Below are 20,486 nucleotides of genomic sequence, written 5' to 3' on the forward strand. Positions count from 1 at the left end.
CCCGCTGCGCGGCTCAAGGCTTGCGCGCGCTGGCGCAACCGATGTTGAGCGTCAGCTCGAACTTGCCCTCAGACCAGTACTTGTCGATGGCATCGTAAACATAGCGGAGCGGCGCCGAGAGCTGATCCAAACCGAGGGTCGCTTCGAACTCAGGCACCAACATCAGCCGCGTCACCGGATCTTCGGCGAAGGCGCGACCGCTATCGAAGCCGAGGTGTGTCTGTCGGACCTCGATGTCCACGTCATACAGGCCCACGGCTTCGAGCTCTTCCTCCAGGGACTCGAGGCTCGGACGCGCGTCACCAGCACCTTCGACGCGCTTGCCGAAGTCCCCCTGATCGCTCTTCAACGCATACTCTCGGAACAGATCATCGACCTCGATGAAAGAGCCGCGGAGAGGTAGCGCGACCAGCGCCTGACCCCCGGAGTACAGCACCCGGGACAGCTCGCTGAACAGCAACTGGCGTTGATGCGCGGTCGCCGTCGGATGGAGCAGCAGGCTATGGGAGAACTCGGCGTCGTTTAGTTCCGTGGGGAACGTCGTCGCGATGCGGTAGTCCAGCGTCGCCTCGGTCACCGTGGCTGCCTTGTTGCGCGCGAGCTCGATGGCTGGTTCGTTGGCGTCGATGCCGACGATCACGCTCCCCGGGAGCTTCTCGACCAACTCACGATCCGGGTAGCCGGTGCGACAGCCGATGTGCGCCATGCGCACCGGGCCTCCCGCCAGCATCATCTCTTGCGCGAGATCCGCGAAGAGTCCCAGATAGCGCGGCACGACGAAGGTCTCGATGACCGCCGCGTCTGCAGGGCTGAGCGTGAGGGTACCGGCCACTTCGGGGTCAGGTATCAACCCTCGGCATCTGAATCAATGGACTGTCGGGCCCCAATGCGACCTTTTGCGACTCCAGCGCCGCACGGGAAGCATCCACACGGTTCACGGGCTATACCGGACTGGCAGATGACTCCGGCAGCAGTGTGGACAGCCATAGCGGCAGCCGCCTTGACGGCATTTGGAGGCTTGGTCCCACGGCAGAGCGCGCAAGCGGCGGCGATGGCCCTCCCAGGCTCTCCGGAAGCGCTCCAGAGCCAATGCCCCCGAGGCACGCTGCCGGACAACGCCGTCTGCATCCCGGTCCCCACCCGTGACGACCCCGGGCTCGAGCCCCTCGGCGCCGAACAGAATCGGCATCGCGACAAGCTGGGGAACTGGGTCGTCTACGACCAGATCCCAAGGCGCCCCGACCGCCCAGCTGACTATCGCAAGTACCGCTATCCGGTGCCTCCGCTGAAGAGCCAGTCGCTGGTGGTGAGTGGCTACGATCTTCACCTACACGACGCAGACCAACGCCGCGGCTCGAACCTCAAGGCGGTAGGCCATGGCGGCATCGATCTGGCCCAGCGTCGCAACACCGAGGTGCGTCTCGTGAACCTCGAACACCAGGTTGGAGACGCCGACGTAGTCTTCGTTGGCGAGCTATTCGGCAACTCGGTGGTCACGCGCCATGCGCTGCGCGAGGGCGGTCAGCTGCGAGAGTACGTGGTGATTTACGGTCACCTCGCCGGTCCAGCTCCGGGGCTCAAAGCCGGTGACAACGTGCGCGAAGGTTCGCTGCTCGGCTTCGTCGGCGACTCCGGTAGCGCCGGCGATGTGCACCTGCACCTGGAGATCCGCCGGGTGCGGCCGAAGGTGGACATCTCTCAACTGGTGGGCTCCGCCATCGCCAAGAGTTCGAACAGCGTGGTGTGCGATCCGCGCAATGTGCTCCCGCTGGCTGAGTAGTCGACGCGCCTCGACGCGCATCCCAGAAGCCGAAGCCAGCGTACCCTCACCCCCAAAACCAAGCGCTCGGTTATCCCGCGCTGGAGGCTACGGGACGAGCTTGTAGCCGTAGCCGTATACCGTGAGGATATGCTCGGGCTGATTCGGCGTCGCTTCGAGCTTCTTGCGCAGCTTGACCACGAAGTTGTCGATGCTGCGATTGGTTGGGTTCGCTTCGACACCCCAAATCCGCTCCAGAATCTCCTCGCGCTTCACGGGCTGGCCCTGACGCTCGTACAGCAACTTCAGCAACTCCACCTCGTAGAAGCTGAGCTTCTCCGACGCTCCGTCCTTCTCGAGCAGGTGAGCCGCGACATGCACCGTCGTCTCGCCGATCTTGAAGCTCAGGAGCTCCGACGGGCGGTTCAAGCGGCGGAACAGCGCCCGGATGCGCGCTACGAGCTCACCCACGCTGAAGGGCTTCGTGACGTAGTCGTCGGCGCCGGAGTCCAGCCCACGGATCTTGTCCGCTTCTTGAGAACGCGCCGTGAGCATCACAATCGGCACCGCGGGATCGCTCCGGCGAATCGTCTCACACACCTGGTAGCCGTTCATGTCCGGCAGCATCAAGTCGAGCAGGATGCAGTCGGGACGCTCGCTCTTGGCGGCGTCCACACCGCCGCGCCCGTTGCTGCGACTCACGACATCGAAGCCCTCGAAGCGCAGGGCATCCTCGAGGCCCAGCACGATGTGCGGCTCGTCCTCGATGATCAGGATCTTGCGTCTGCCAGCACCCACCGCTCGCACGCTTAACACTGATCGCTCGCGCCGTCCGCCGTGGTGTGAGCGCGACGATCGCGGCGTCGCGAACGCAAAAAAGGCGGCGCGCCGAAGCGCACCGCCCTTTGCTTTCCTAGGCCTGACTCACTTCAGCGCGGTGACCGTGGTGTCCTCCAAGGAGGCACCCTTACACGCGATGAAGGTCGTCGCGCCGCGTGCGGGCGTCTCGGCTTGGTCGCCGAAGAAGCGCAGCACCTGACGCTGCGACGCGGGGCAGCGAGCGATCAAGTCCGGGTTGCCCTGCGCCTCGTCGACGTAGCACCAACCGGTGACGGCGGGCGCCACCTCGTTGAGGCAGAGGTTCAGGTCGTTGCCCGTCAGCTGGAGGATCTCGCAGTACAGGTAGTCGTCGCAGGTGCGACCCGTGTCACCACCGCAGACTCCGGTGCGCGTCAGCTCCGCCTTCACCGCCTTGATGACGGCGTCGTCGGCGTCAGCGCGACCGGCGCGAGCGCAGTTCAGGTTCTCCTTCTGCTCCGGCGGAACAGACTCGATGATCTTGCAGGGCACCTGCGCCGCCAGGTTCGGATCCGGGTTCTCGGAGTCGGGCTGCAGCTTACGCGGCAGGCACTTCTCGTTGAGCGCTTCCTTCAGGCGGTCGATGATCGCCGTCACCGCAGGACGGTAGCCGTAGTCCGCCGCGCCGTTGGCGAGCGTCTTCGGGCAGATGGAGGCGATGATCGAGTTGTCTCCGTAGCCCTCAAGCGCGCTCAAGAGGCGCGTGCCGGGGTAGCCCTTTGCCTTGTTCTGCTGACCCACTCCCGTGCAGAGCGGCTTGTTCACGTCGATGTCGCGCTGGCTCTCGCAGTCGCAGGCGCCGCTGTCACACGGGTTCTCTGTGAGGTCGAAGATGCAGGCGTACTGGAGGTCGGTCGCTTCGCCGCTGGCGTTCGAGGTGTCGTAGTCGTTGCCGTTCAGGCCGTTGGCGCCGGGTAGCGACTCGTTGACGAAGGGGTTGGTGCCGCTGCGCGCGAACGCCGTCTCCTGCATGAAGGGGTCGGTCGGGTTCTTGAACTGGTGGCGAACCTTCACGTCCTCTGCTTCACAGCCGCTATCGCCACCCGCGACGGGGGTGCCAAGAATGGCCTCCCAGCGGTTGAGAGACCTGAGCTGTGGTGCCGTCAGGTACTTGAGCGAGCCGTCCGCGTTGGGGCACGCCTCGGGGTCATCATTGCAAGTCTCCTGGGTGGCTTCGAGATCCTGCCAGGGTACGCCGACGATACCGGCGAAGAAGACCAGCGACGCGTCGCGGGTCGGGCGACCTTCGCTCTTCAGGTCCTTGTAGATCGGGTTGTCCTTCTTGACCGGATCGCAACCGTTGTAGCCCACGGTGACCTGGATCTTGCTCAGACCCTCGACGTAGCGATCGACGGGGTAGAGGAAGTCGATACCCGAGCGACGCTTCTGATCCCAGCAGCGGAGGTTCGGGCTGTCGCCGCCGAGAGGTGGTCCCTTGCACTCGTCAGCCTTTGCCGGACAGCCGTCTCGCTGGCCCTGAGCGCACGAGTAGCAGCAGTTGGAGTTCGGGTCCGTCTCACACGTGGCGGTCGGGCGGTAGCCGAATGCATCGACGTCAGCCGCAAACCAGAACTGGCCGCCTTGCTGAATCGAGCAATCGTTCTCGTCCGTCAGCATGATGACCGCGAGCAGCGAGTCGGGGCGCAGGAACTCCGCACGCTGAGCGATCAAGGCATCGTCTGTACCCACCTTGCCGACGCAGGCGTTGCCGGTGTCACTCGCGTTGCAAGGCTGACGCTGCAGGCTCGCCGGCGGATCCGGATCCACGAGGAAGCGGTACCAGGACTCGAGCGAGGCCTCGTAACCACAGCCAGACTCGCCAGTGGCCGACACGTGGGCCTGGAAGTCGTTGATCAGCTGACCCGAGTCGCCGACGCCACCCCAGCTGAGGAAGCCGTTGTCACCGGCAAGGCCGGGGCGCTGGGTACCCATGAGGTGACCTTGGTCATCCTCAGGCGGCGTGTTGGCGGCGCAACCGGAAACGGAGCCGGCACCCGCGTCACCCAAGCTCGAGCTGATGACGCCGAGGTGGAAGTCCTTGATGGGGCGGAACTCACGCTCGAAGCCGCTCGGGCAGTCGGCATCGGGAGCCGTAGGCTGAGTTGGCGCCAGCGCACCCGCGCCGTCCACGCAGAACGGATTGACGAGGCGGTTCACCAGGTCAGGGACGGCGTCCCGCAACACCGCCTGCTTGTCAGCCATCGACGCTGAGTTGTCGATCATGAACAGCAGGTCGATCTTATCGACCGCGGTCTGCGTGATCTGGTCGACGAAGAGGTTCGACGTGTTCGGGTTGAGGGGGCTCACCGGGCGATCGAGACAGCCTGCGGTGCTCGCGCTACCGAGGCCGATCAGGGCCAACCCACCCAGCCCCATGCGCAGGAACCGCCCAAAGGGGCGACGGCGGCGGGGACTGGAAGCAGTGTTTTCGACGTTGGGAAGCGTACTCATGAACCTCTTGGCTCCTGCTGATCTGGCTACTCCACCGGATCCTGACGCTGCGAAAACACAGCCGGATCCAACATTGGCGAGGCAGCCTAAGTGTTCGAGACCATTGCTGTCAACGACTGCCGAGGAGGCGAGCTACGTGCTCAGCCCCAGGTGTCTGATTCCGCTCTTAGCAGACGACCGCGCGGATTTGCCGAGGGCTTCCCCGACGCCTCCACCCGTGTTGATGGACCCAGCCACTCTCCGGTTAAGGGTGCGCGGGGAGTTGTGCACCCCACGTGCCATGTTAGTCGCCGTAAGTCGCCTGGATCAGCGGACCTCCCCCCCAAACCCGCGCGCGCTGGGATTCGAGGCCTTTTGCGCCTCCTTGCACACACTGCCCAAGGCGCTTGCCGACTTCTTTTTTTGGGGGAGAGGGCACGGCGCTTAGGAACAGCCGCCTGCCAGGTGCCAACTTAGTTGTCAGCAGCGTCAACCGAGTTGGCAGGCTCTAGCCCTGGATCCAGCGCTCGGTCCGCTTCGCCCACCTCGACCTCTGTCTGGGCCGGCTCTTCCTCACGCCCCAACACATCCCGCAATGCAGCCAGCTGTTTCTTGCCGACTCCGCGCACAGCCAGCACCTGCTCGTCACTTGCTCGTCGGATGCGAGCGACTGAGCCAAACGCCGCGAGCAGCGCCTTGCGCAGCACCGGACCTACCCCCGGCACGTCATCGAGCTGCGACCCGAGTCGCCGCTTCTTACCTAACTGCTTACGCCCCCGGTTCGCGAAGCGGTGCGCTTCATCTCGAGCGTGGGCGAGCATGTAGAGCTCCGGGCTGTTGGGCTTGAGCGCGACCGGGTTCTTCTGACCTGGGAGGTAGACGCGGTCGACCACCTTCTCCTCTCCCGGGCGCTCTCGCTCCTTCGCGAGACCCACGATGGGCAGGTTGAACAGCCCCAGGTCCTGGGCGGCAGTGAGAGCCACGCCGAGCTGTCCCTTGCCACCATCCACCACGAACAGGTCCGGCAGATCCCACTCCGCCTCCCGGCTTCCCAAGGTGTCCGTGGCGGCTTCATCCTTTGCTTCCTGCTCGGCGGCCTTTTTTCCTCGCAGAAATCGCCGACTCAGCACTTCATACATCGCGCCGTAGTCGTCACCCTCCGATGCGAGCCGGACTTGAAACGAGCGATAGCGTGCCTTGTCCGGCTTTCCGTCCTTCAGCGCGACGATGGAGCCAACGGTATCCCGGCCGCCCAAGTGTGAGATGTCGCAGCACTCGATTCTGCGCGGTAAAGCGGGGAGCCGAAGGCGTTGTTGGATGCGGCCGAGGCGCTCATCCATGTCCTCCCCTGCCCGCTTCTTCTCGGTGAAGGCATGACGCGCGTTGTCCATGGCCAGCTCCAGCAGCTGGCGGCGAGGTCCCCGAGCAGGCGCGAGCACCTGGCAGCGTCGCGCACGTTGACCTTGCGCCTCGAGCACGACGGCGCGGCGCTCCGAGAGCCACTCCGCGACGCCTTCGGCCGCGTCGGGCAGCACAGGCACCAAGACTTCATCGGGGATCCAAGCGTTCGCCGGCCCGTCTTCCGCGTAGTGATCCCGCAGGAAGGCGGCCACCAGCTCGTCGTCGGGCAGCTCGAGGCGTGGGTAGGAGAAGGTTGCTGCCTCCACGACGCGCCCTTTGCGAATGTACAACACCGCGAGCTCCACCAGGTCGCCTTCACGGTAGAGCCCCATCACGTCCTGGTCGCGATCGGTAACCACCACAACGCGCTGTTGCTGGCGCACGACGCTGACCGCGCGGAGTTGGTCGCGGTAGGTGGCGGCGAGCTCGAACTGCATCGCGTGGCTCGCGTCGTACATCCGCGACTCCAGTTCTTCGGACAGCTCGTCGTGCCGATCCTCGAGGAAGAGCGCCACGGATCGCACCTGCTGCGAGTAGTGATCCTCGTCGATCGCGTAGACGCAAGGCGCCGGACAGCGCTTGATCTGATACTGCAGACACGGTCGTTTCCGCGAGGCGAGCTCACTGTCGCTGCACGTCCGCAGCTGAAAGTGCTTCTCCACCAGGTGCAAGGTGCGGCGTGCCGCCGTGGCCGAATGGAAAGGACCGAAGTAGCGCGCGCCGTCATCGTTTGGACGGCGCACCAGCTCGAGGCGGGGCCAGCGCTGACCTCCCTGGTTTTCTCCACGCAGATCCAGGCGCAGCGTGAGGTACTCCTTGTCGTCCCTCAGCTTGACGTTGAAGCGCGGCTGACGCTCCTTGATCAAGCTGTTCTCGAGGATCGCGGCTTCCTTCTCGGTGGAAGTGACGAAGGTCTCGAGATCCGCGACGCTCTTCAACAGCAACGGGATGAAGGCGCGCACATCGCTGCTGCCCTCTTGAAAGTAGCTTCGCACGCGCGAACGCAGGCTCTTCGCCTTGCCGACGTAGAGCGGCTTGCCCTTCTTGTCGCGGAAGACGTAGCAGCCGGGGCGCGCAGGCAGGGCGTCGAGCTTCTCCTGAACCAGCGTGGGCCAGCGCTCGGAAGCGGACTCTGCGGTCGATTCTTGCTCTGCGGCTTGGTCGTCCATGTCTACCGGCTGGCGCGGCACTACGATGTCTTCTGGCTCGTTGGCGGCGCCTGATCGCCGCCTCTCCCCGCCCCGGCTGTGGCCAAAGCAGGGTTCTTGCGGCTGGTTCTTAGCACGCCCGTTGGTCCGCTGATCAGCGCTGCTTGCTTGACGGATCGCAGACCCGTTTTCAAGATGCGCGGGCTCATGCGCATCGCCGGTCGCGACATCCCCCGAGCCGCAGTGAAGACAGCGCTCAGCCTTGGAATCGCCCTGATCGCCGGGCTGGCTATTGGGCTCCTACTCACCCCCAAAGGCCCAAAGCCAGACGACGTGAAGGAGCAGGCACCCGAGGTGTGGCTACTTGGCAAGCCACTCCCCCTCGACGACCAGGCGACGTCGCGGGCCGTGGAGCGAGTGCGAACCTACGTCACACGACGCTTCGCGCTGGAGATCGCAGGCGAGGATCCAAAACGGATCCAGCCCGGACGCCTGGGAGTCGAGATCGACAAGGTGCGGCTCTCCGAGCTGGTGCGGGACGCCCAGGACCCCACGAGCCCCATGCGCCGAGTTTGGCGCAACGGGGACAAGAGCCAGCGCATCGACCTCCCGGTGCCCATCGTCATCGACACCGACTCGGCGCTGCCTACCCTGCTCTCCCTCAAGGGTGAGCTCGACCGGCTGCCTGTCGACGCGCGTCTGGATCTGGAGAAGCGCGTGATGGTTCCCGAGGTGATGGGACGGCAGCTCGACGTCGATTTGACCCTCGCTTCTTTCCGCACGGCGCTCCTGCATGGCGAAGATCGCGCTCAAGTGGTGTTCGAAGAGCAGCGCCCGCGTCGCGTGAGCAAAGAACTCGAAGGCGTTTCATTCGATCACGTGCTGGGCGCCTTTGAAACGCCCTACGACCGTTCCCAGCGCGCGCGAGAACGCACCTTCAATCTGCGCCTAGCGGCTTCGCGGCTTGACGGACACGTGTTGATGCCTGGCGAGGTCTTCGACTTCAACGACGTCGTGGGGCCGCGGGACGAAGCCGCCGGCTACAAAGTGGCCGCCGTCATCGCCCAGGGCGAGCTGGTCGACGGGATCGGTGGCGGTACCTGCCAAATCTCGGGGACGCTCCACGGCGCTGCGTTCTTTGCCGGGCTGGAGGTGGCGGAACGCTACCCCCACACGCGCCCGAGCTCGTACATCAAGATGGGAATGGACGCGACGGTGGTGTACCCGACCATCAACTTCCGCCTGAAGAACAACCAGAGCTTCCCCATCGTGCTGCATGAGACCGTGCGCGGAGGCAAAGTCCGCGCGGAAATTCTCGGACCGGTCCCAGCGAAGACAGTGACCCTGATTCGCCGCGTCCTCACCACCATCCCCTACGACGAGATCGAACGCCCAGATCCCGCGCTGAAGAGCGGAGTGCGTGTGTTGGCCCAGCGCGGAGTCCCAGGATTCAGGCTGCGCCGCTACCGAGTCACGCGGGACGGCCCCCACGCGATCCGCGAGCGCTGGGACGAAACCTACCCACCCACGCAGCAGATCATTCGCGTGGGCAGCTCGAGCGACGGCAAAGAGAAGGCAAACGACGACCCCCACGGGGAGTACCTCGCGGACGAGCTCCTGGTGATCACCAAGAGCACCGACGAAAAGGACCCGAAGCAAGTCGAGTTCCGGGAGAATCGGGAGAAGGGCAAGTACGGCGAGCCGGGCTGGACCAAAGAGGCCGGGATGCCCATCTACGAGCACCACAGCGGCAAAGCAGAGGAGTAGCCCTCCGAGCGGCCGAAGCCACGCGCTGGCAAGCCAAAGAATGGCTGCAAAGTGGGGCGCTTTTGGTTAGCCTCCAGGCCATGACGCGTTCGTCTTTGCTCTTCGTGCTGCTTTGCTCCCCCTTGGCCATCGCCTGCGGTGGAGGCGCGGTCGCGAGCGTCCCCAACATCGAGCCGGTGTACGCGCCGATGCCCGAGACCAACGACCTCGACGACGAAACAATCGAAGAGGACGAGGAGGAGTCGGACGGGCCCGCTGACGCAGCGAAGCCAGCTGACGACGGCGACAAGGACGACGCGGACGACGGCGACGAGGACGACGACGACAAGGCCGACGCGAAGGACGCCAAGCCTGGCAAGGCCGACGCGAAGGCGCCAAAGAGCGACCCCAAAGCGGACGCCAAGGCCCCTGCCAAGAAGTAGGTGCGCCGCTTGCGAGCTGGCCACCGCTCAGGTTCCCGCCTCGAGTTGCTGGGTCTAATTCATGTGGCCCATTCGTGATCGCCTCTACCTCGGCGACTACGCGTCCGGCGTAGCTGCCCTCGCTGGCGTGCGCCGGCCGCTTCCCTCCGGGGAGCTGGCGCCATTCGCAGGAGTCGTTTCCCTGTGTCCCATGCCGCTATTCCCCGAGGATACGATCCCCGGACCCGAAGCGGAGGAGACCGAGTGGCTCGAGCTTCCCATCGCTGATGGAGGCAACGGAGAGCAGGAGTTCGAGGCGGCACTGCGCATCGCCGAGCGCTTCGCGCGGCGGCGCATCGCGGCGGGGAACGTACTGATCCACTGCGCGGCCGGTATGAGCCGGAGCGTCAGCGTCGTCGCCGCCCTGCTGTGCAGCGAAGGTCTCGCGCCGACTCAAGCGTTCGTCGCGGTCGCAAACGCGAAGGCCAAGGCCGCCGGAAGGCGCACTCACGACCCGATGAGCTTGATCGAACCCGCGGCTGAATTCAGACGCGTCTTGGAGCGGCTATACGGTCGGAAGCCCGCGAGATAGTGATCGAATCAGGGGCTGGCCCTTGACGAGTCCAGCGCCCCTGAGTGAAAACCACACGGCCGAACGTGGGGCCGACGGCATGCAGTAGCGCTTCCCGCTTTCCACATGCGGTGCCGTCCGGCGCGAATCAATCCAAGGGGAACATGTCAGCTTCAGATGAGTCGAGTACGCCGGGCAGCGTCAGCGAGCAGCCCGAAACCAACGAGTCGGCACCTCGAGCAGTGGACTGGGACAACCCCCGCGTCGCCTCGATCCTAGCGGCGGCCGCGAAGTGTTTCGCGCGGAAAGGCTTCACCGCCACGACCTTGGCAGAGATCGGCAAGGAGCTGGGGCTACGCAAGAGCATCGTCCACTACTACTTCGCGAGTAAGGCAGCGCTGATCCATGAAGTGCAGAGCTACACCTACCATCGCCACCTCGATGGCGTGCGTGCGGCGCTGAACCAAGCCCCCAAAGACGACAGCCCCGCTCGACGCGCAACGAGCGCCTTGAACTCGCTCTGGGGCGCACTGAAGGAGAACCGCACGACCCTGTGGCTCAACATCGAGGTCTGGGCATCCGCCCGGCGTGACGAAGAGCTCAAGCGCCGTGCCGCTGCGCTCCACCAGGACAGCCGCAAGCTGGTCCAGGAAGGCATGGCCGACGTGCTGGGGGATCCTGGCGCTTTGGGCGGCCAGCTCGTCCCCATCAGCTCGCTGATCATCGCCGTGTTGAACGGCCTATCCGTCGCGGAGTACCTCGAAGGGGAAGACGCCAAGGCGGACGAAGCCTACCAGCTGTTTCTGCTGCTCCTACGCCTCGGCCTCAAGGAGGTCGAAGCCGCCAAGGCCGCCGCAGGCGCTTGACCCTCGTTTCCTCCGGGATTCAGTTCGAGCAGCCGGAGGTGTCAATATTCGAGAAGTCCGCCACGTGGTCGCTGAGCATCTGATGCCCCGTCGTCCAGTCGAATACGGGACCGACGAAGTCGAAGGTGGCGCCCGCGCAGAGTCCGGGATCCTGGGTGAGGAAGAGCGGTGCGGCGATGGGAGCGGTTCCGTACAGAACGCGGTACTCCGTCCCGCCCGCTGAGCCGACGGTGTCCACCGTCGCGTTGTTGATCGCCACCAGTTCGCTCTCGAAGTCCTCGCTCAGTGCCGTGCCTGCGCCAGCAGAGATGGTCTGAGCGAGATTCGTCACGACGTCGAAGTTCCCGCCATCGTTGGTCAAGATCTCGTGGCTGGTGACCTGCTTTTGGCCGTTGAAGCTACCGAGTTCCTTCACCCAGAGGTCGAGCTTGTTGCCCCGCACAACGGTCGGCACCTTGCCCTCGAAGACCATGATTGCCGGCCCCGGCTGCACCGCCTGTACAAGGTAGCTGTTGGAGCGCACGTAGGTGACGTAGACGCCAGTTACGGTCGCGTCCACAGAACCGTCGGGCAACGCGCGCAGGTCCTTGAGCGACAGGCTGGCACCACCCGTGCCCGCAAGACCGCCCGTGGCACCGGCGCCCGCGGCACCGCCAGTTCCACCAACCGCGCCAGTTCCAGCCGCGCCGCTTCCCCCAGCCGCGCCAGTCCCCCCCACGCCGCCGTTGCCAGCGGAGCCTCCGCTACCGCCGCTCGCGCCAGTGCCCCCTGCGCCCGCACCACCAGTGCCGGCCTGACCACCGGTGCTTCCGCTGGAGGCCTCATTGATCGAGGTGGAGGAGCAGCCCAAAGCGCACGCGGCAACACAGACAGCACCAAGCAAGTCTCGAGTGTTCATTCCGCGGCAGCTTATCACGGCGTCAACAGCGCTCTCGCGCCAGAAAGCCGCGGGTTTTGCCGCGAGTTCGATTCCGCAATCGCTCTCGCGTAGTTGACGACCCCTACGCTCGTAACGCATGTTTCGGCGGGTGAACAGGCGTGCGGTGACAACCAGCTCGAGTCGGCGCCTTACGCGCCAGCTCGCGGCGTTGGTCGCCTGCGCTGCCCTCGCCAGTTCAGCCGGGGCAGCTCCCGCTCAGAAGGCGTTGCGTGGCCCGACGCTACCCACCCGTGATCTCGGACCGCTCAGCGCCACGTCGTGGCTCGTGGGAGAAGGTCAAAGCTATCGTCTCCCGACGTGGTCCGAGGCGCCGCTGCTGCAACGCTTCGTGAACCCAGCGGTCGAGCGGCGGCACCCCGCCGATGAGTTCTGGCATGGTCGCTTCGGCGAACGGGCGCTGAAGAGCGACCTGCACCTGGTCTGGCTCGACGGTGACGCTGATCCGACTCCAGGCGTCGACCTCCACCTCCCCCAGCTTCTCCCCACGGAATCGACAGCCGACGATTTGCCGACCTGGTTGCGCGACTCCCAGGCGCAAGCCCTGGCGCACAACGGCGAAGATTTGAGTTCACCCTGGCGGGGACCGCAGCTCTTGCCCACGTGGGCCATGCAAGCGCCCCCCGCGCCATCGGAGCCGTTTTCCTTCGCTCCGCTGCGCAGGCCTTGCGCCGCGTGGGAGCCGACGCCGCGGGAAATCACCATCGGGCGCTACGGCGCAGAGACCGATCGCTTCCTGCTACTCGAGTGCGACGGGTCGATAGCCCCAGAGGCACTCGATCGGCTGAGCGTGATGGCTCGTCCGCCGGGTGTGGAGCGCCCCTCGCTACCGCTGCCTGTCGAGCCCGACGCCGAGGCTGTGAAGGACGGCGAATGGCTGCACGGGGTCAAGCTGCTGCATCCGCGCGTGTTGTGGCTGCTGAACAAGCTTGCGCTGGCTTACCCCGGTCACCCCATCTACTTGATCAGCGGTTACCGTAGGGATGCGCACGGCAGCTACCACAAGAAGGGGCGCGCCCTCGACTTGTTCATGAGCGGCGTCCCGAACGAGGATCTGTTCAAATACTGCCACAAGCTCAAGGACGTGGGCTGCGGGTACTACCCGAACCACAATTTCATTCACGTGGACGTGCGGCCGTTCGGCAGCGGGCATCCGTTCTGGGTGGACGTATCCGGACCTGGAGAGCCTTCTCGCTATGTGGATGGCTGGCCCGGCGTGATTGAGTCCGGCGGGTTGTCTTGGGCGGGCGGCGGGTGAGCTTCGCGGATCTCCTCGGCCAGCCCGTTGCCACACGGATATTAACTCTGGCGCTCGCTCGGGGCCAGGTGCACCATGCCTATCGCTTCGAAGGGCCGGACGGCGTGGGCAAGGAACGCGCTGCGTTCGCGTTGGCTCAAGCGCTGGTTTGCAGTGAACCGACCTCTGAGGGGCTTGCTTGTGGCGCCTGCTCCGCCTGTCGGCGGGCGCTGAGCCTCAGCCCAGAAGAGCCGTGCGTTCCTCTGCACCCCGACGTGATTCTGGTGGCGCGGGGCTTGTACTCGAAGACCCTCGGCAAAGCCGAGAGCAATGGCATCAGCGTGCAGCAGATCCGCGAGGTGGTGCTGAGCCGTGCTGGGTACTCGCCGCACGAAGGCCGAGCGATGGTGTTCATCATCCGAGACGCCCATGAGCTCACCGTCCAAGCGGCCAACGCTCTGCTCAAGACCCTCGAGGAGCCGCCGCCTGCGACTCACTTCATCCTGCTCACCGACAGCCCAGGCAGGATGCTCGACACGATCCGCTCACGCACCCTGGCGCTGCGCTTCGGCGCCCTGCCGGATCAAATCGTCTCGCGCATCCTCGAGGAAAGAGGCATCGACACGGCGGTGGCGCGGTTCGCCGGAGGCTCCGCCAGCAAGGCCCTGGAGCTCAGCGACGTGGAGCTCTCGGAGCGGCGCGCCGAGTTCGTCGAGAACATCAAGCGCGCGCTGCAGGCGCCCGATCTCGGTTCCGCCATCTCGGGCCTCGATCTGCGCAACAAGGACCGCCGAGAGCTGCGCCAGGAGCTCGCGTTCCTCGCCCACAGCCTGGCAGAGCGCGCTCGGGTGATCGTGAGCAAGGACCCGGGCGCCGCGGAGAAGGCCGCGCGTCGCTATGCCGCTGTGGGTGCGTCGATGGAGGCGCTGGAGCAGAACGCCTCCCCCGCCCTGACCGTCGAGAGCCTGATCGCGACGCTGCGGCAAGGCTGAGCGCGGCGGTAAGGCTGAGCTTCACTCAGCCGCCCAGGCGTTGATGTAGATCCCTTGCCCGCTCAGTGACTCCGCCGAGCCCAGCGGCGAATAGTTGTCCAATCACCGCACCCGCTTCCGCGCGGCAAGCCAAATCTGCCGCACGCTCCAGGTCGATGCCACCAATGCCCACCAGAGGCACCCCCGCAGCAAGGCACTTCGCGTGCATCGCTTCGAGGCGCGGGAGCCCCACCACGGGATCCGGGTTCTGCTTTGATTGCGTGGGGAAGAGCGGGCCGAAGGCGACGTAGTCAGGACGCTGAGCGAGCACCAGTTCGAGCTGCTCCGCGTCGTGGGTCGAGATCCCGACCCAGAGCCGCTTCCCGGTCAGCTCGCACAAGCGACGCAGCTCGGACAGCGGGAGATCGTCTTGGCCGAGATGCACGCCATCGACATCAGCGAGCAACGCGAGATCGGGACGATCGTTCATGAACAGCGGGACGCCGGCGCCGCGACACAATGGCACGAGCGCCTCGAGCAGCGCCAAGCTGTCCCGCGCCGACGCGTGTTTCGCGCGCAATTGAAGCGCGCAAGGTCTCGCCGCGAGCAGCGCCTGGGCGGCATCGATCACGCCGATATCGCGGGCCTGGAGCGTGTCGACGTCGAGTATCGCGTAGAGCCCACGCAGCTTCAGCGAACCTTCAGGTGCTCGGTCGGTCATCGGCCGCGGAGGCTACTACAGCGCGCCCAGAATGCAGCGAAGGGCACCACTCGGCATCGCGATCGGGGGGTGAGATCCACCGCACGCACACCACACCTCCCCCCGAACCCCCGCTCAGAGAGCCAATTCGTGCCTCCAGATAGCTACCGAAGACGCGTCGCCTTCGCCAAGCTGACAACTCGCGCCCCAGGCGTGGCCTAGCGTCGAATCTCATTGTAGCGTCGGGAGCATGAGACCCCTGGTGCTTGCTGGCCTCGTCACCACCGCCCTCCTGGCGGGGAACGCTATCGCTGTTCCGAAGAAGCCGCTGAAGAAGCCTGTCGAGCCGCCGACCAAGATCATCGACGAGGAAACGCCCAAGACGGACGCACCAGCCGACGCGGAGCCTCAACCCGACGCGGCCCCAGCCCCGTCTGAGGTGGAGCTGAGCGTGAAGCAGCACGGCCCTAGCCTGCCCTGGAGCTACGAGATCAAGAACGTCGGCGAGCGCCCCGTGCGCGTGGCGGCAGATCCGCGCCTCTTGTGGTTCGAGGTGCAGGTACCTGGCAAGAAGAAGCGCCGCACCTGTCGTCTCCCCGCGGAACTGTTCCCGAAGCACGCGGACAAAGACTTCAGCTTGGTGCTACGTCCGGGCGAGCGCTTTGGGCAACGATTCGATCCGCGCCTGTACTGCTTTGCCGCGGGAGGTCAGACGGACCTGGTGGCCGGCGCAGTGGTCTACCCGCGCTTCGGATGGCCGAAGCAGTTCAAGACGTCCTGGAAGGGCGGGAAGAAGCTGCAAACGGAGCAGCTGGACGCGCCCTTTGCCGTCACTCCTCCGGAGCGGCCCCGGCGCGGAAAGAAGAAGCAACCCCGCGCGAAGGCTGACCTGCCCAAGCAGGAGACTCACCTCAAGTTGGTGGAGGGCAAGGGCCTCGGACTCAGAAGCGCCTATGCGGGTTGGTCGAAAGACGCACTCCACGAAGACGACAAGCCGGAGCAGAGCGACTGGGACTCGCCCGAGCCGATGCTCACCATGCAGACCGGCTCCGACGCCGCAGCGGAGCGCTTGGCGACGGTGCAGGTGAAGCTGAAGAACCCGAGCAAGGACCGCAAGCTCGTGGTGTACTTCCGCCGTGAGCTCTTGAGCTTCGAGGTGATGGGCCCGGATGGCCTCAAGAGTTGCATCCCGGAGCCCCGCACGCGTTTCCCCGAGGCACAGGCATTTACCACCCTCGGCCCCGGCCGCAGCATCAGCGTGGTGAGCCGACTCGTGGAGCTATGCCCGCGCGGCACCTTCGACCGCCCGGGCCTCTACTTGATCCGCGCGCGCTTCGACAGCAAGGACGACGGCGCCGAATTCGGTCTCCAGGGCTTCACCGGCCGCATCGTCGCCGAGCAGCCAGCCACGGTGCGTATTCGCGGCGGTGAAAAGCCGTTTCGCCTGCCCAGGCGCTGAACGCTGCCGCTCCAGGCGGCGCTCTACACCGGCATCACGCCGCGCTTCTTCGCAGGGCGTTCGACGCGTTTGTGCGCTGTGAGTTCGAGGCCCCACGCGAGCGCCAGACGCGTGTCTCGAGGGTCGATCACGTCATCAACCAGAGCCCAGCCAGCAACCCGATCGATGTCGATGTTGGCCTGCAAGCGTTCGACGATCTGCGCCTTCACGTCGGCAGGCGGCTCCATGCCTCCGAATAGTTTCCTTCCGGCAATTCCGAGCATGCCTTCGGCGCCCATGACGCTGATCTCGGCGCCAGGCCAGGCGAGGAGCAGATCGGGTTCGTACGCACGACCACACATGACGTAGTAGCCAGCGCCGTAGCCCTTGCGGACGACTACAGTCAGCTTGGGGACCGTGGCGGCGCTCATCGCGTGGAGCATCTTGGCGCCGTGACGAATGATGCCGGCGTGTTCGACACGGCTCCCCACCATGAAGCCCGGCGTGTCCTGCAAGAACACCAAGGGGATCCCGAAAGCATCACAAACTTGGATGAAGTGCGCGCCCTTGTCGCTCGCGTCATTCTCGAGCACGCCTCCGAGCTCCATGGGCTGGTTCGCGACGATGCCGATGGAGCGCCCGCCGATGCGCGCCAAGCACGTGATCAAGCTGCGACCGAAGCCTGGCTTGAGGTCGAGGCGCTCTCCGTGGTCGATGATGGCATCGATCACCTGATACATATCGTAAGGCTGCCGTGGACTATCCGGGATCACGTCGAGCAGCGTTTCCGCGCGGCGCTCGATGGGATCCGTCACGGGCAGGCTGGGCGGCGCCTCTTCACAGTGGGAGGGGAAGTAGCTCAGGTAGCGGCGCACGAGCTCGACGCACTGGGCGTCGTCGTCGACTTCCGCGTCGCCCACGCCGCTCAGCTGGGTGTGCACCTTCGAGCCGCCAAGAGACTGCTCGTCGATTTCTTCGCCCGTTACTGCCTTGACGAGAGGAGGCCCAGCAAGCGCCATGGAACCAATGCCTCGCACCATGGGCACGAAGTCCGCGAGGCCGGGGATGTACGCCGTACCCGCCGCGCCGGGGCCAACCATTGCGGCGACCTGAGGCACCACGCCGCTCATGATCACCTGCTCGCGAAACAGGTGCCCGGAACCCGCGAAGAGCGAGAGCGTGTCGGGGTGTGAGTGCGACGGATCGATGCGCGCGCCTGCTGAGTCGATGAACCACACCATGGGCCAGCGACCTTTGAGCGACATCGACCGGAGGCGCGTCACCTTCTCTTCGCCGGTTTGCCCGATGCTCCCGCCCTTGACCGTGAAGTCATAGGCCGCGGCGCACACCATGCGACCGTCCACCTTGCCGAAACCGGTGAGCACACCGTCCGCTGGGACGAGCCCCGCATCCCCTGCCGCCCCCATGGTGCGCCCGTGGAGGCCAACCTCGAACCACACGCCATCATCGAAGAACAGCGCCATGCGCTCGCGAGCCGTGAGCTTACCCCGGCTGTGCTGCTTCTCGATGCGCTCCGGGCCGCCCATTTCGCGCACCCTTGCGCGCCGAGCCTCGAGTTCGCGGACGCGCTCACGCATGCGTGAGGTTCCGGCGTCTTTCCCGCAGGATCCCTCCCCGTCACCCCCGTCGCTCAAGCTAGCGGCCCTTCCACTCGGGCGCGCGCTTCTGCAAGAACGCCATCAGCCCCTCCTGGGCGTCCTCCGTCGCCAGGGTCTCGAGCAGGCGTTCGCTCAAGAGTGGCAGCTTGTTCTCCAGCGTCAGGGATTCGCTATCCCGCATCGCCTCGAGCCCGAGCGCGATGGTCTTGGGGCTCTTGCTTGCGACCATCGCCGTGTAGTGGGCCACAGCGGCGTCTAGCTCGCCCGGGGCGACCGCCCGATTGATCAATCCCACCTCTGCTGCCTGGTCCGCGCTCAGTCGCTCTCCGGAGAGGAACATTTCCGTGAGGCGACGCCGAGAGACGACGCGTTCGAGCACCGCCATGATCATGTACGGGAAGAGACCGACGTTGATCTCCGGAGTCCCGAGCTTGGCGTCGGTGCTCGCCACGGCGAAGGTGCAGGCGGCGACGAGCCCCAGGCCGCCACCCATCGCGTGCCCATTGACCCGGGCGATGATCGGCTTGGTGGTGTTGAGCAGCGCGAGCAGCAAATCCTTGTAGTCGCCCTTGGGTGGCAAGGCGGCTGCGTCGTCTCCGCCTGTCATCTGGCTGAAGTCACCGCCGGCGCAGAACGCCTGACCGGCGCCGGTGATCACGACGCTGCGCACCTCGGAGTCCGCGTGGGCGTCCTCCAAGGCATACAGCAATTCGTTGACCATCGGCGCGCCGATGGCGTTGCGGCGCTCTGGACGGTTCAACGTGAGGGTGCAGACGCCGTCGCTGACGGCGACCAAGAGCAACTTATAGGGACGCGCTTCCATGACTCGAGTCTCTCAGCAGTTGTCGGGGACCTGGAGGATCTTACGGGCTTCTTCCACCGTCGCGACTTTGCGCCCAGTGCTCTGGCACAGCGTCGCCGCGACTTCGACGAGCTCACCGTTGCTCCTCGCCATCTCACCGTTCGGCAAGTACAGGTGGTCTTCGAGCCCCGTGCGGATGTTTCCGCCGAGAACCAGGGCAGTAGCAAGCATCTTCCAGTGACCGTGGCTGATACCGATGACTTCCCACTCGTGGCCGGAGGGCATGATCTTGGTCTGGAGTTGCAGCGATTCGACGGTTGGTGGGATGCCGCCAAGCACGCCCACGATGAACGAGAACTGAAACGGCGGCTTGAGCACGCCCATGTCGAGCAGCGGCCAGATCCCGTGGGTGTGACCGGTATCGAAGCACTCGAGCTCGGGCTTCACTCCGGCTTCGTTCATCGCGCTCAAGAGCTTGATGATCTTTTCGTAGTTGTTCGGGAAGATCATGTCGAAGACGAAGCGCTTCTGGCTCTTCGAGTACTTCGAGTAGTTCATGCTGCCCATGTTCAGCGCCCCGATCGCTGGCTTGCACTCGCGGAGGTAGGTGCACTGATCGGAGACATCATCGAGGATGGTGCCCGTAGAGAAGTTCAAGATCACGGGACAGCGCTTCTGGATCTCCGCCTTGATCTTGGCGAACGTCGCCGGCGAGAACGTCGGGGAGCCGTCGTCGTTGCGCGCGTGCAAGTGCACCACGCTGGCGCCGGCGTCGTACGCGCGCTTCGCTTCGTCTGCGATCTCTTCAGGGGTGTAGGGAATGCCAGGGCACTGCTTGCGATTGGCGAGGACGCCAGTGAGCGCCGCGGTGATCACGCAGACATCGGGATCGCGTTCGGTTTGAGTCGCTTCAGCCATCTTCTTCTCCTAGGCCGCCGTCCGTGGGTAAGGCGCCTTCTTCGACCAGCTCACGCACGCGCTGTGCGAGGCGGGTCAGTACCCGTTTGAGGTCGCGTGCATCTCGCGTGGAGAGCTCCCCAAGCACCGTGCGGAAGATCTGCACAGGCTCGATGGTGATCTCCGCCGCGAGGGCCTGACCCTTTTCCGTGAGAGAAATATGCACGACACGCCGATCCTGCTTGGAGCGGCGGCGATGCACCAAGCCTTCGCGCTCCATGCGGTCGACGATGCCAGTCACCGTGGAGTTCTTCGCGCGGATCTTCCAGGACAGCTCGCTCAAGGAGAGCTGCCCTTTCGGCTCGAGCATCTTGATCACCGCGAGCTGTGGCCCGGTGAGCCCGTACTGACCGGCCAGGCCCTTCGTGATCCGCCGAGACTCGGTGTAGAGGTAGAGGATGGCCTCGACCACGCCATCCATGTCGGGCTGGTCCTCGGTGGCTTGCGCCATCAAGCTCTCGAGCTCGGAGTTCACGACTTCGGACATCATCACCACCACGGCGGACCCTCACCCCCGAAACCCGGTCCCCCTCAATCGATTCGCGTCGCTGAGGCGGGATGGTTCGGGAGGAGATGTTTCGTGTGCGAAGTAATCTCGGGCAAGCGTGGGGCCCGGTCAAGGCT

18 protein-coding genes are annotated in these 20,486 nt (G+C 65.2%); 8 read left to right on the plus strand and 10 right to left on the minus strand.

What is annotated here, in order from left to right; genetic code table 11:
- Positions 1 to 13: 13 nt before the first annotated feature.
- Positions 14 to 832, minus strand: coding sequence for a class I SAM-dependent methyltransferase (locus H6718_25555; protein ID MCB9588803.1), 819 nt, complete (start codon positions 830 to 832; stop codon positions 14 to 16).
- A 126-nt stretch (positions 833 to 958) separates the two neighbouring features.
- Between H6718_25555 and H6718_25560 the strand changes: the two genes are divergently transcribed.
- Complete coding sequence (locus H6718_25560; GenBank protein MCB9588804.1) at positions 959 to 1,780, plus strand: M23 family metallopeptidase; 822 nt, start codon at positions 959 to 961, stop codon at positions 1,778 to 1,780.
- A gap of 87 nt (positions 1,781 to 1,867) precedes the next feature.
- Here the strand turns inward: H6718_25560 and H6718_25565 are convergent, their stop codons facing one another.
- The 3 genes from H6718_25565 to uvrC form a co-directional block, all read right to left on the minus strand.
- The gene (locus H6718_25565) at positions 1,868 to 2,566 is read right to left on the minus strand and encodes a response regulator transcription factor (protein MCB9588805.1); all 699 of its coding nucleotides are present in this window, start codon (positions 2,564 to 2,566) and stop codon (positions 1,868 to 1,870) included.
- A 117-nt stretch (positions 2,567 to 2,683) separates the two neighbouring features.
- A complete protein-coding gene (locus H6718_25570; protein MCB9588806.1) occupies positions 2,684 to 5,068 on the minus strand; it encodes a hypothetical protein in 2,385 nt (794 codons plus the stop codon).
- Between the two features lie 452 nt (positions 5,069 to 5,520).
- Positions 5,521 to 7,617, minus strand: coding sequence for an excinuclease ABC subunit UvrC (gene uvrC / locus H6718_25575; GenBank protein MCB9588807.1), 2,097 nt, complete (start codon positions 7,615 to 7,617; stop codon positions 5,521 to 5,523).
- Between the two features lie 174 nt (positions 7,618 to 7,791).
- Here uvrC and H6718_25580 point away from each other — a divergent pair, with 174 nt between their 5' ends.
- From H6718_25580 to H6718_25595, 4 genes are all read left to right on the plus strand, one after another.
- Positions 7,792 to 9,363, plus strand: a complete 1,572-nt coding sequence (locus H6718_25580; GenBank protein ID MCB9588808.1) for a VanW family protein — start codon at positions 7,792 to 7,794, stop codon at positions 9,361 to 9,363.
- Positions 9,364 to 9,443: 80 nt separating this feature from the next.
- Positions 9,444 to 9,785: a hypothetical protein gene (locus tag H6718_25585; protein MCB9588809.1), complete on the plus strand. Its 342-nt coding sequence runs from the start codon at positions 9,444 to 9,446 to the stop codon at positions 9,783 to 9,785.
- A gap of 61 nt (positions 9,786 to 9,846) precedes the next feature.
- Positions 9,847 to 10,356, plus strand: a complete 510-nt coding sequence (locus tag H6718_25590; GenBank protein MCB9588810.1) for a dual specificity protein phosphatase family protein — start codon at positions 9,847 to 9,849, stop codon at positions 10,354 to 10,356.
- A gap of 143 nt (positions 10,357 to 10,499) precedes the next feature.
- Positions 10,500 to 11,201, plus strand: coding sequence for a TetR/AcrR family transcriptional regulator (locus H6718_25595; GenBank protein MCB9588811.1), 702 nt, complete (start codon positions 10,500 to 10,502; stop codon positions 11,199 to 11,201).
- A 19-nt stretch (positions 11,202 to 11,220) separates the two neighbouring features.
- On the opposite strand, the gene H6718_25600 is transcribed toward H6718_25595, so the two are convergent.
- Positions 11,221 to 12,099 carry a hypothetical protein gene (locus H6718_25600; protein MCB9588812.1) on the minus strand — a complete coding sequence of 293 codons (879 nt, stop codon included), beginning with the start codon at positions 12,097 to 12,099 and terminating at the stop codon, positions 11,221 to 11,223.
- A 118-nt stretch (positions 12,100 to 12,217) separates the two neighbouring features.
- On the opposite strand from H6718_25600, the gene H6718_25605 reads away from it, so the two are divergent.
- Positions 12,218 to 13,396, plus strand: coding sequence for a DUF882 domain-containing protein (locus H6718_25605; GenBank protein MCB9588813.1), 1,179 nt, complete (start codon positions 12,218 to 12,220; stop codon positions 13,394 to 13,396).
- On the plus strand, positions 13,393 to 14,367 hold the full coding sequence (locus H6718_25610) for a DNA polymerase III subunit (protein MCB9588814.1): 975 nt from the start codon (positions 13,393 to 13,395) through the stop codon (positions 14,365 to 14,367). Before H6718_25605 ends, H6718_25610 begins: the two co-directional genes overlap by 4 nt.
- A 25-nt stretch (positions 14,368 to 14,392) precedes the next feature.
- Here H6718_25610 and H6718_25615 read toward each other — a convergent pair whose 3' ends face one another.
- On the minus strand, positions 14,393 to 15,067 hold the full coding sequence (locus H6718_25615) for a thiamine phosphate synthase (protein ID MCB9588815.1): 675 nt from the start codon (positions 15,065 to 15,067) through the stop codon (positions 14,393 to 14,395).
- Positions 15,068 to 15,296: 229 nt separating this feature from the next.
- Between H6718_25615 and H6718_25620 the strand changes: the two genes are divergently transcribed.
- Entirely contained in the window at positions 15,297 to 16,505 is a 1,209-nt protein-coding gene (locus tag H6718_25620; protein ID MCB9588816.1) for a hypothetical protein, read from the plus strand.
- 23 nt (positions 16,506 to 16,528) lie between these two features.
- On the opposite strand, the gene H6718_25625 is transcribed toward H6718_25620, so the two are convergent.
- The 4 genes from H6718_25625 to H6718_25640 are packed head-to-tail and all read right to left on the minus strand — an operon-like array spanning position 16,529 to position 20,313.
- The gene (locus H6718_25625) at positions 16,529 to 18,082 is read right to left on the minus strand and encodes an acyl-CoA carboxylase subunit beta (GenBank protein MCB9588817.1); all 1,554 of its coding nucleotides are present in this window, start codon (positions 18,080 to 18,082) and stop codon (positions 16,529 to 16,531) included.
- A 58-nt stretch (positions 18,083 to 18,140) separates the two neighbouring features.
- Complete coding sequence (locus H6718_25630; protein ID MCB9588818.1) at positions 18,141 to 18,926, minus strand: enoyl-CoA hydratase/isomerase family protein; 786 nt, start codon at positions 18,924 to 18,926, stop codon at positions 18,141 to 18,143.
- Between the two features lie 12 nt (positions 18,927 to 18,938).
- Positions 18,939 to 19,823 carry a 3-keto-5-aminohexanoate cleavage protein gene (locus H6718_25635; protein MCB9588819.1) on the minus strand — a complete coding sequence of 295 codons (885 nt, stop codon included), beginning with the start codon at positions 19,821 to 19,823 and terminating at the stop codon, positions 18,939 to 18,941.
- A complete protein-coding gene (locus tag H6718_25640; GenBank protein MCB9588820.1) occupies positions 19,816 to 20,313 on the minus strand; it encodes a MarR family transcriptional regulator in 498 nt (165 codons plus the stop codon). The genes H6718_25635 and H6718_25640 overlap by 8 nt, the downstream gene beginning before the upstream one ends.
- Positions 20,314 to 20,486 lie beyond the last annotated feature (173 nt).

Source organism: Polyangiaceae bacterium (assembly GCA_020633205.1).
In the GTDB taxonomy this organism is placed as follows: domain Bacteria; phylum Myxococcota_A; class Polyangia; order Polyangiales; family Polyangiaceae; genus JAHBVY01.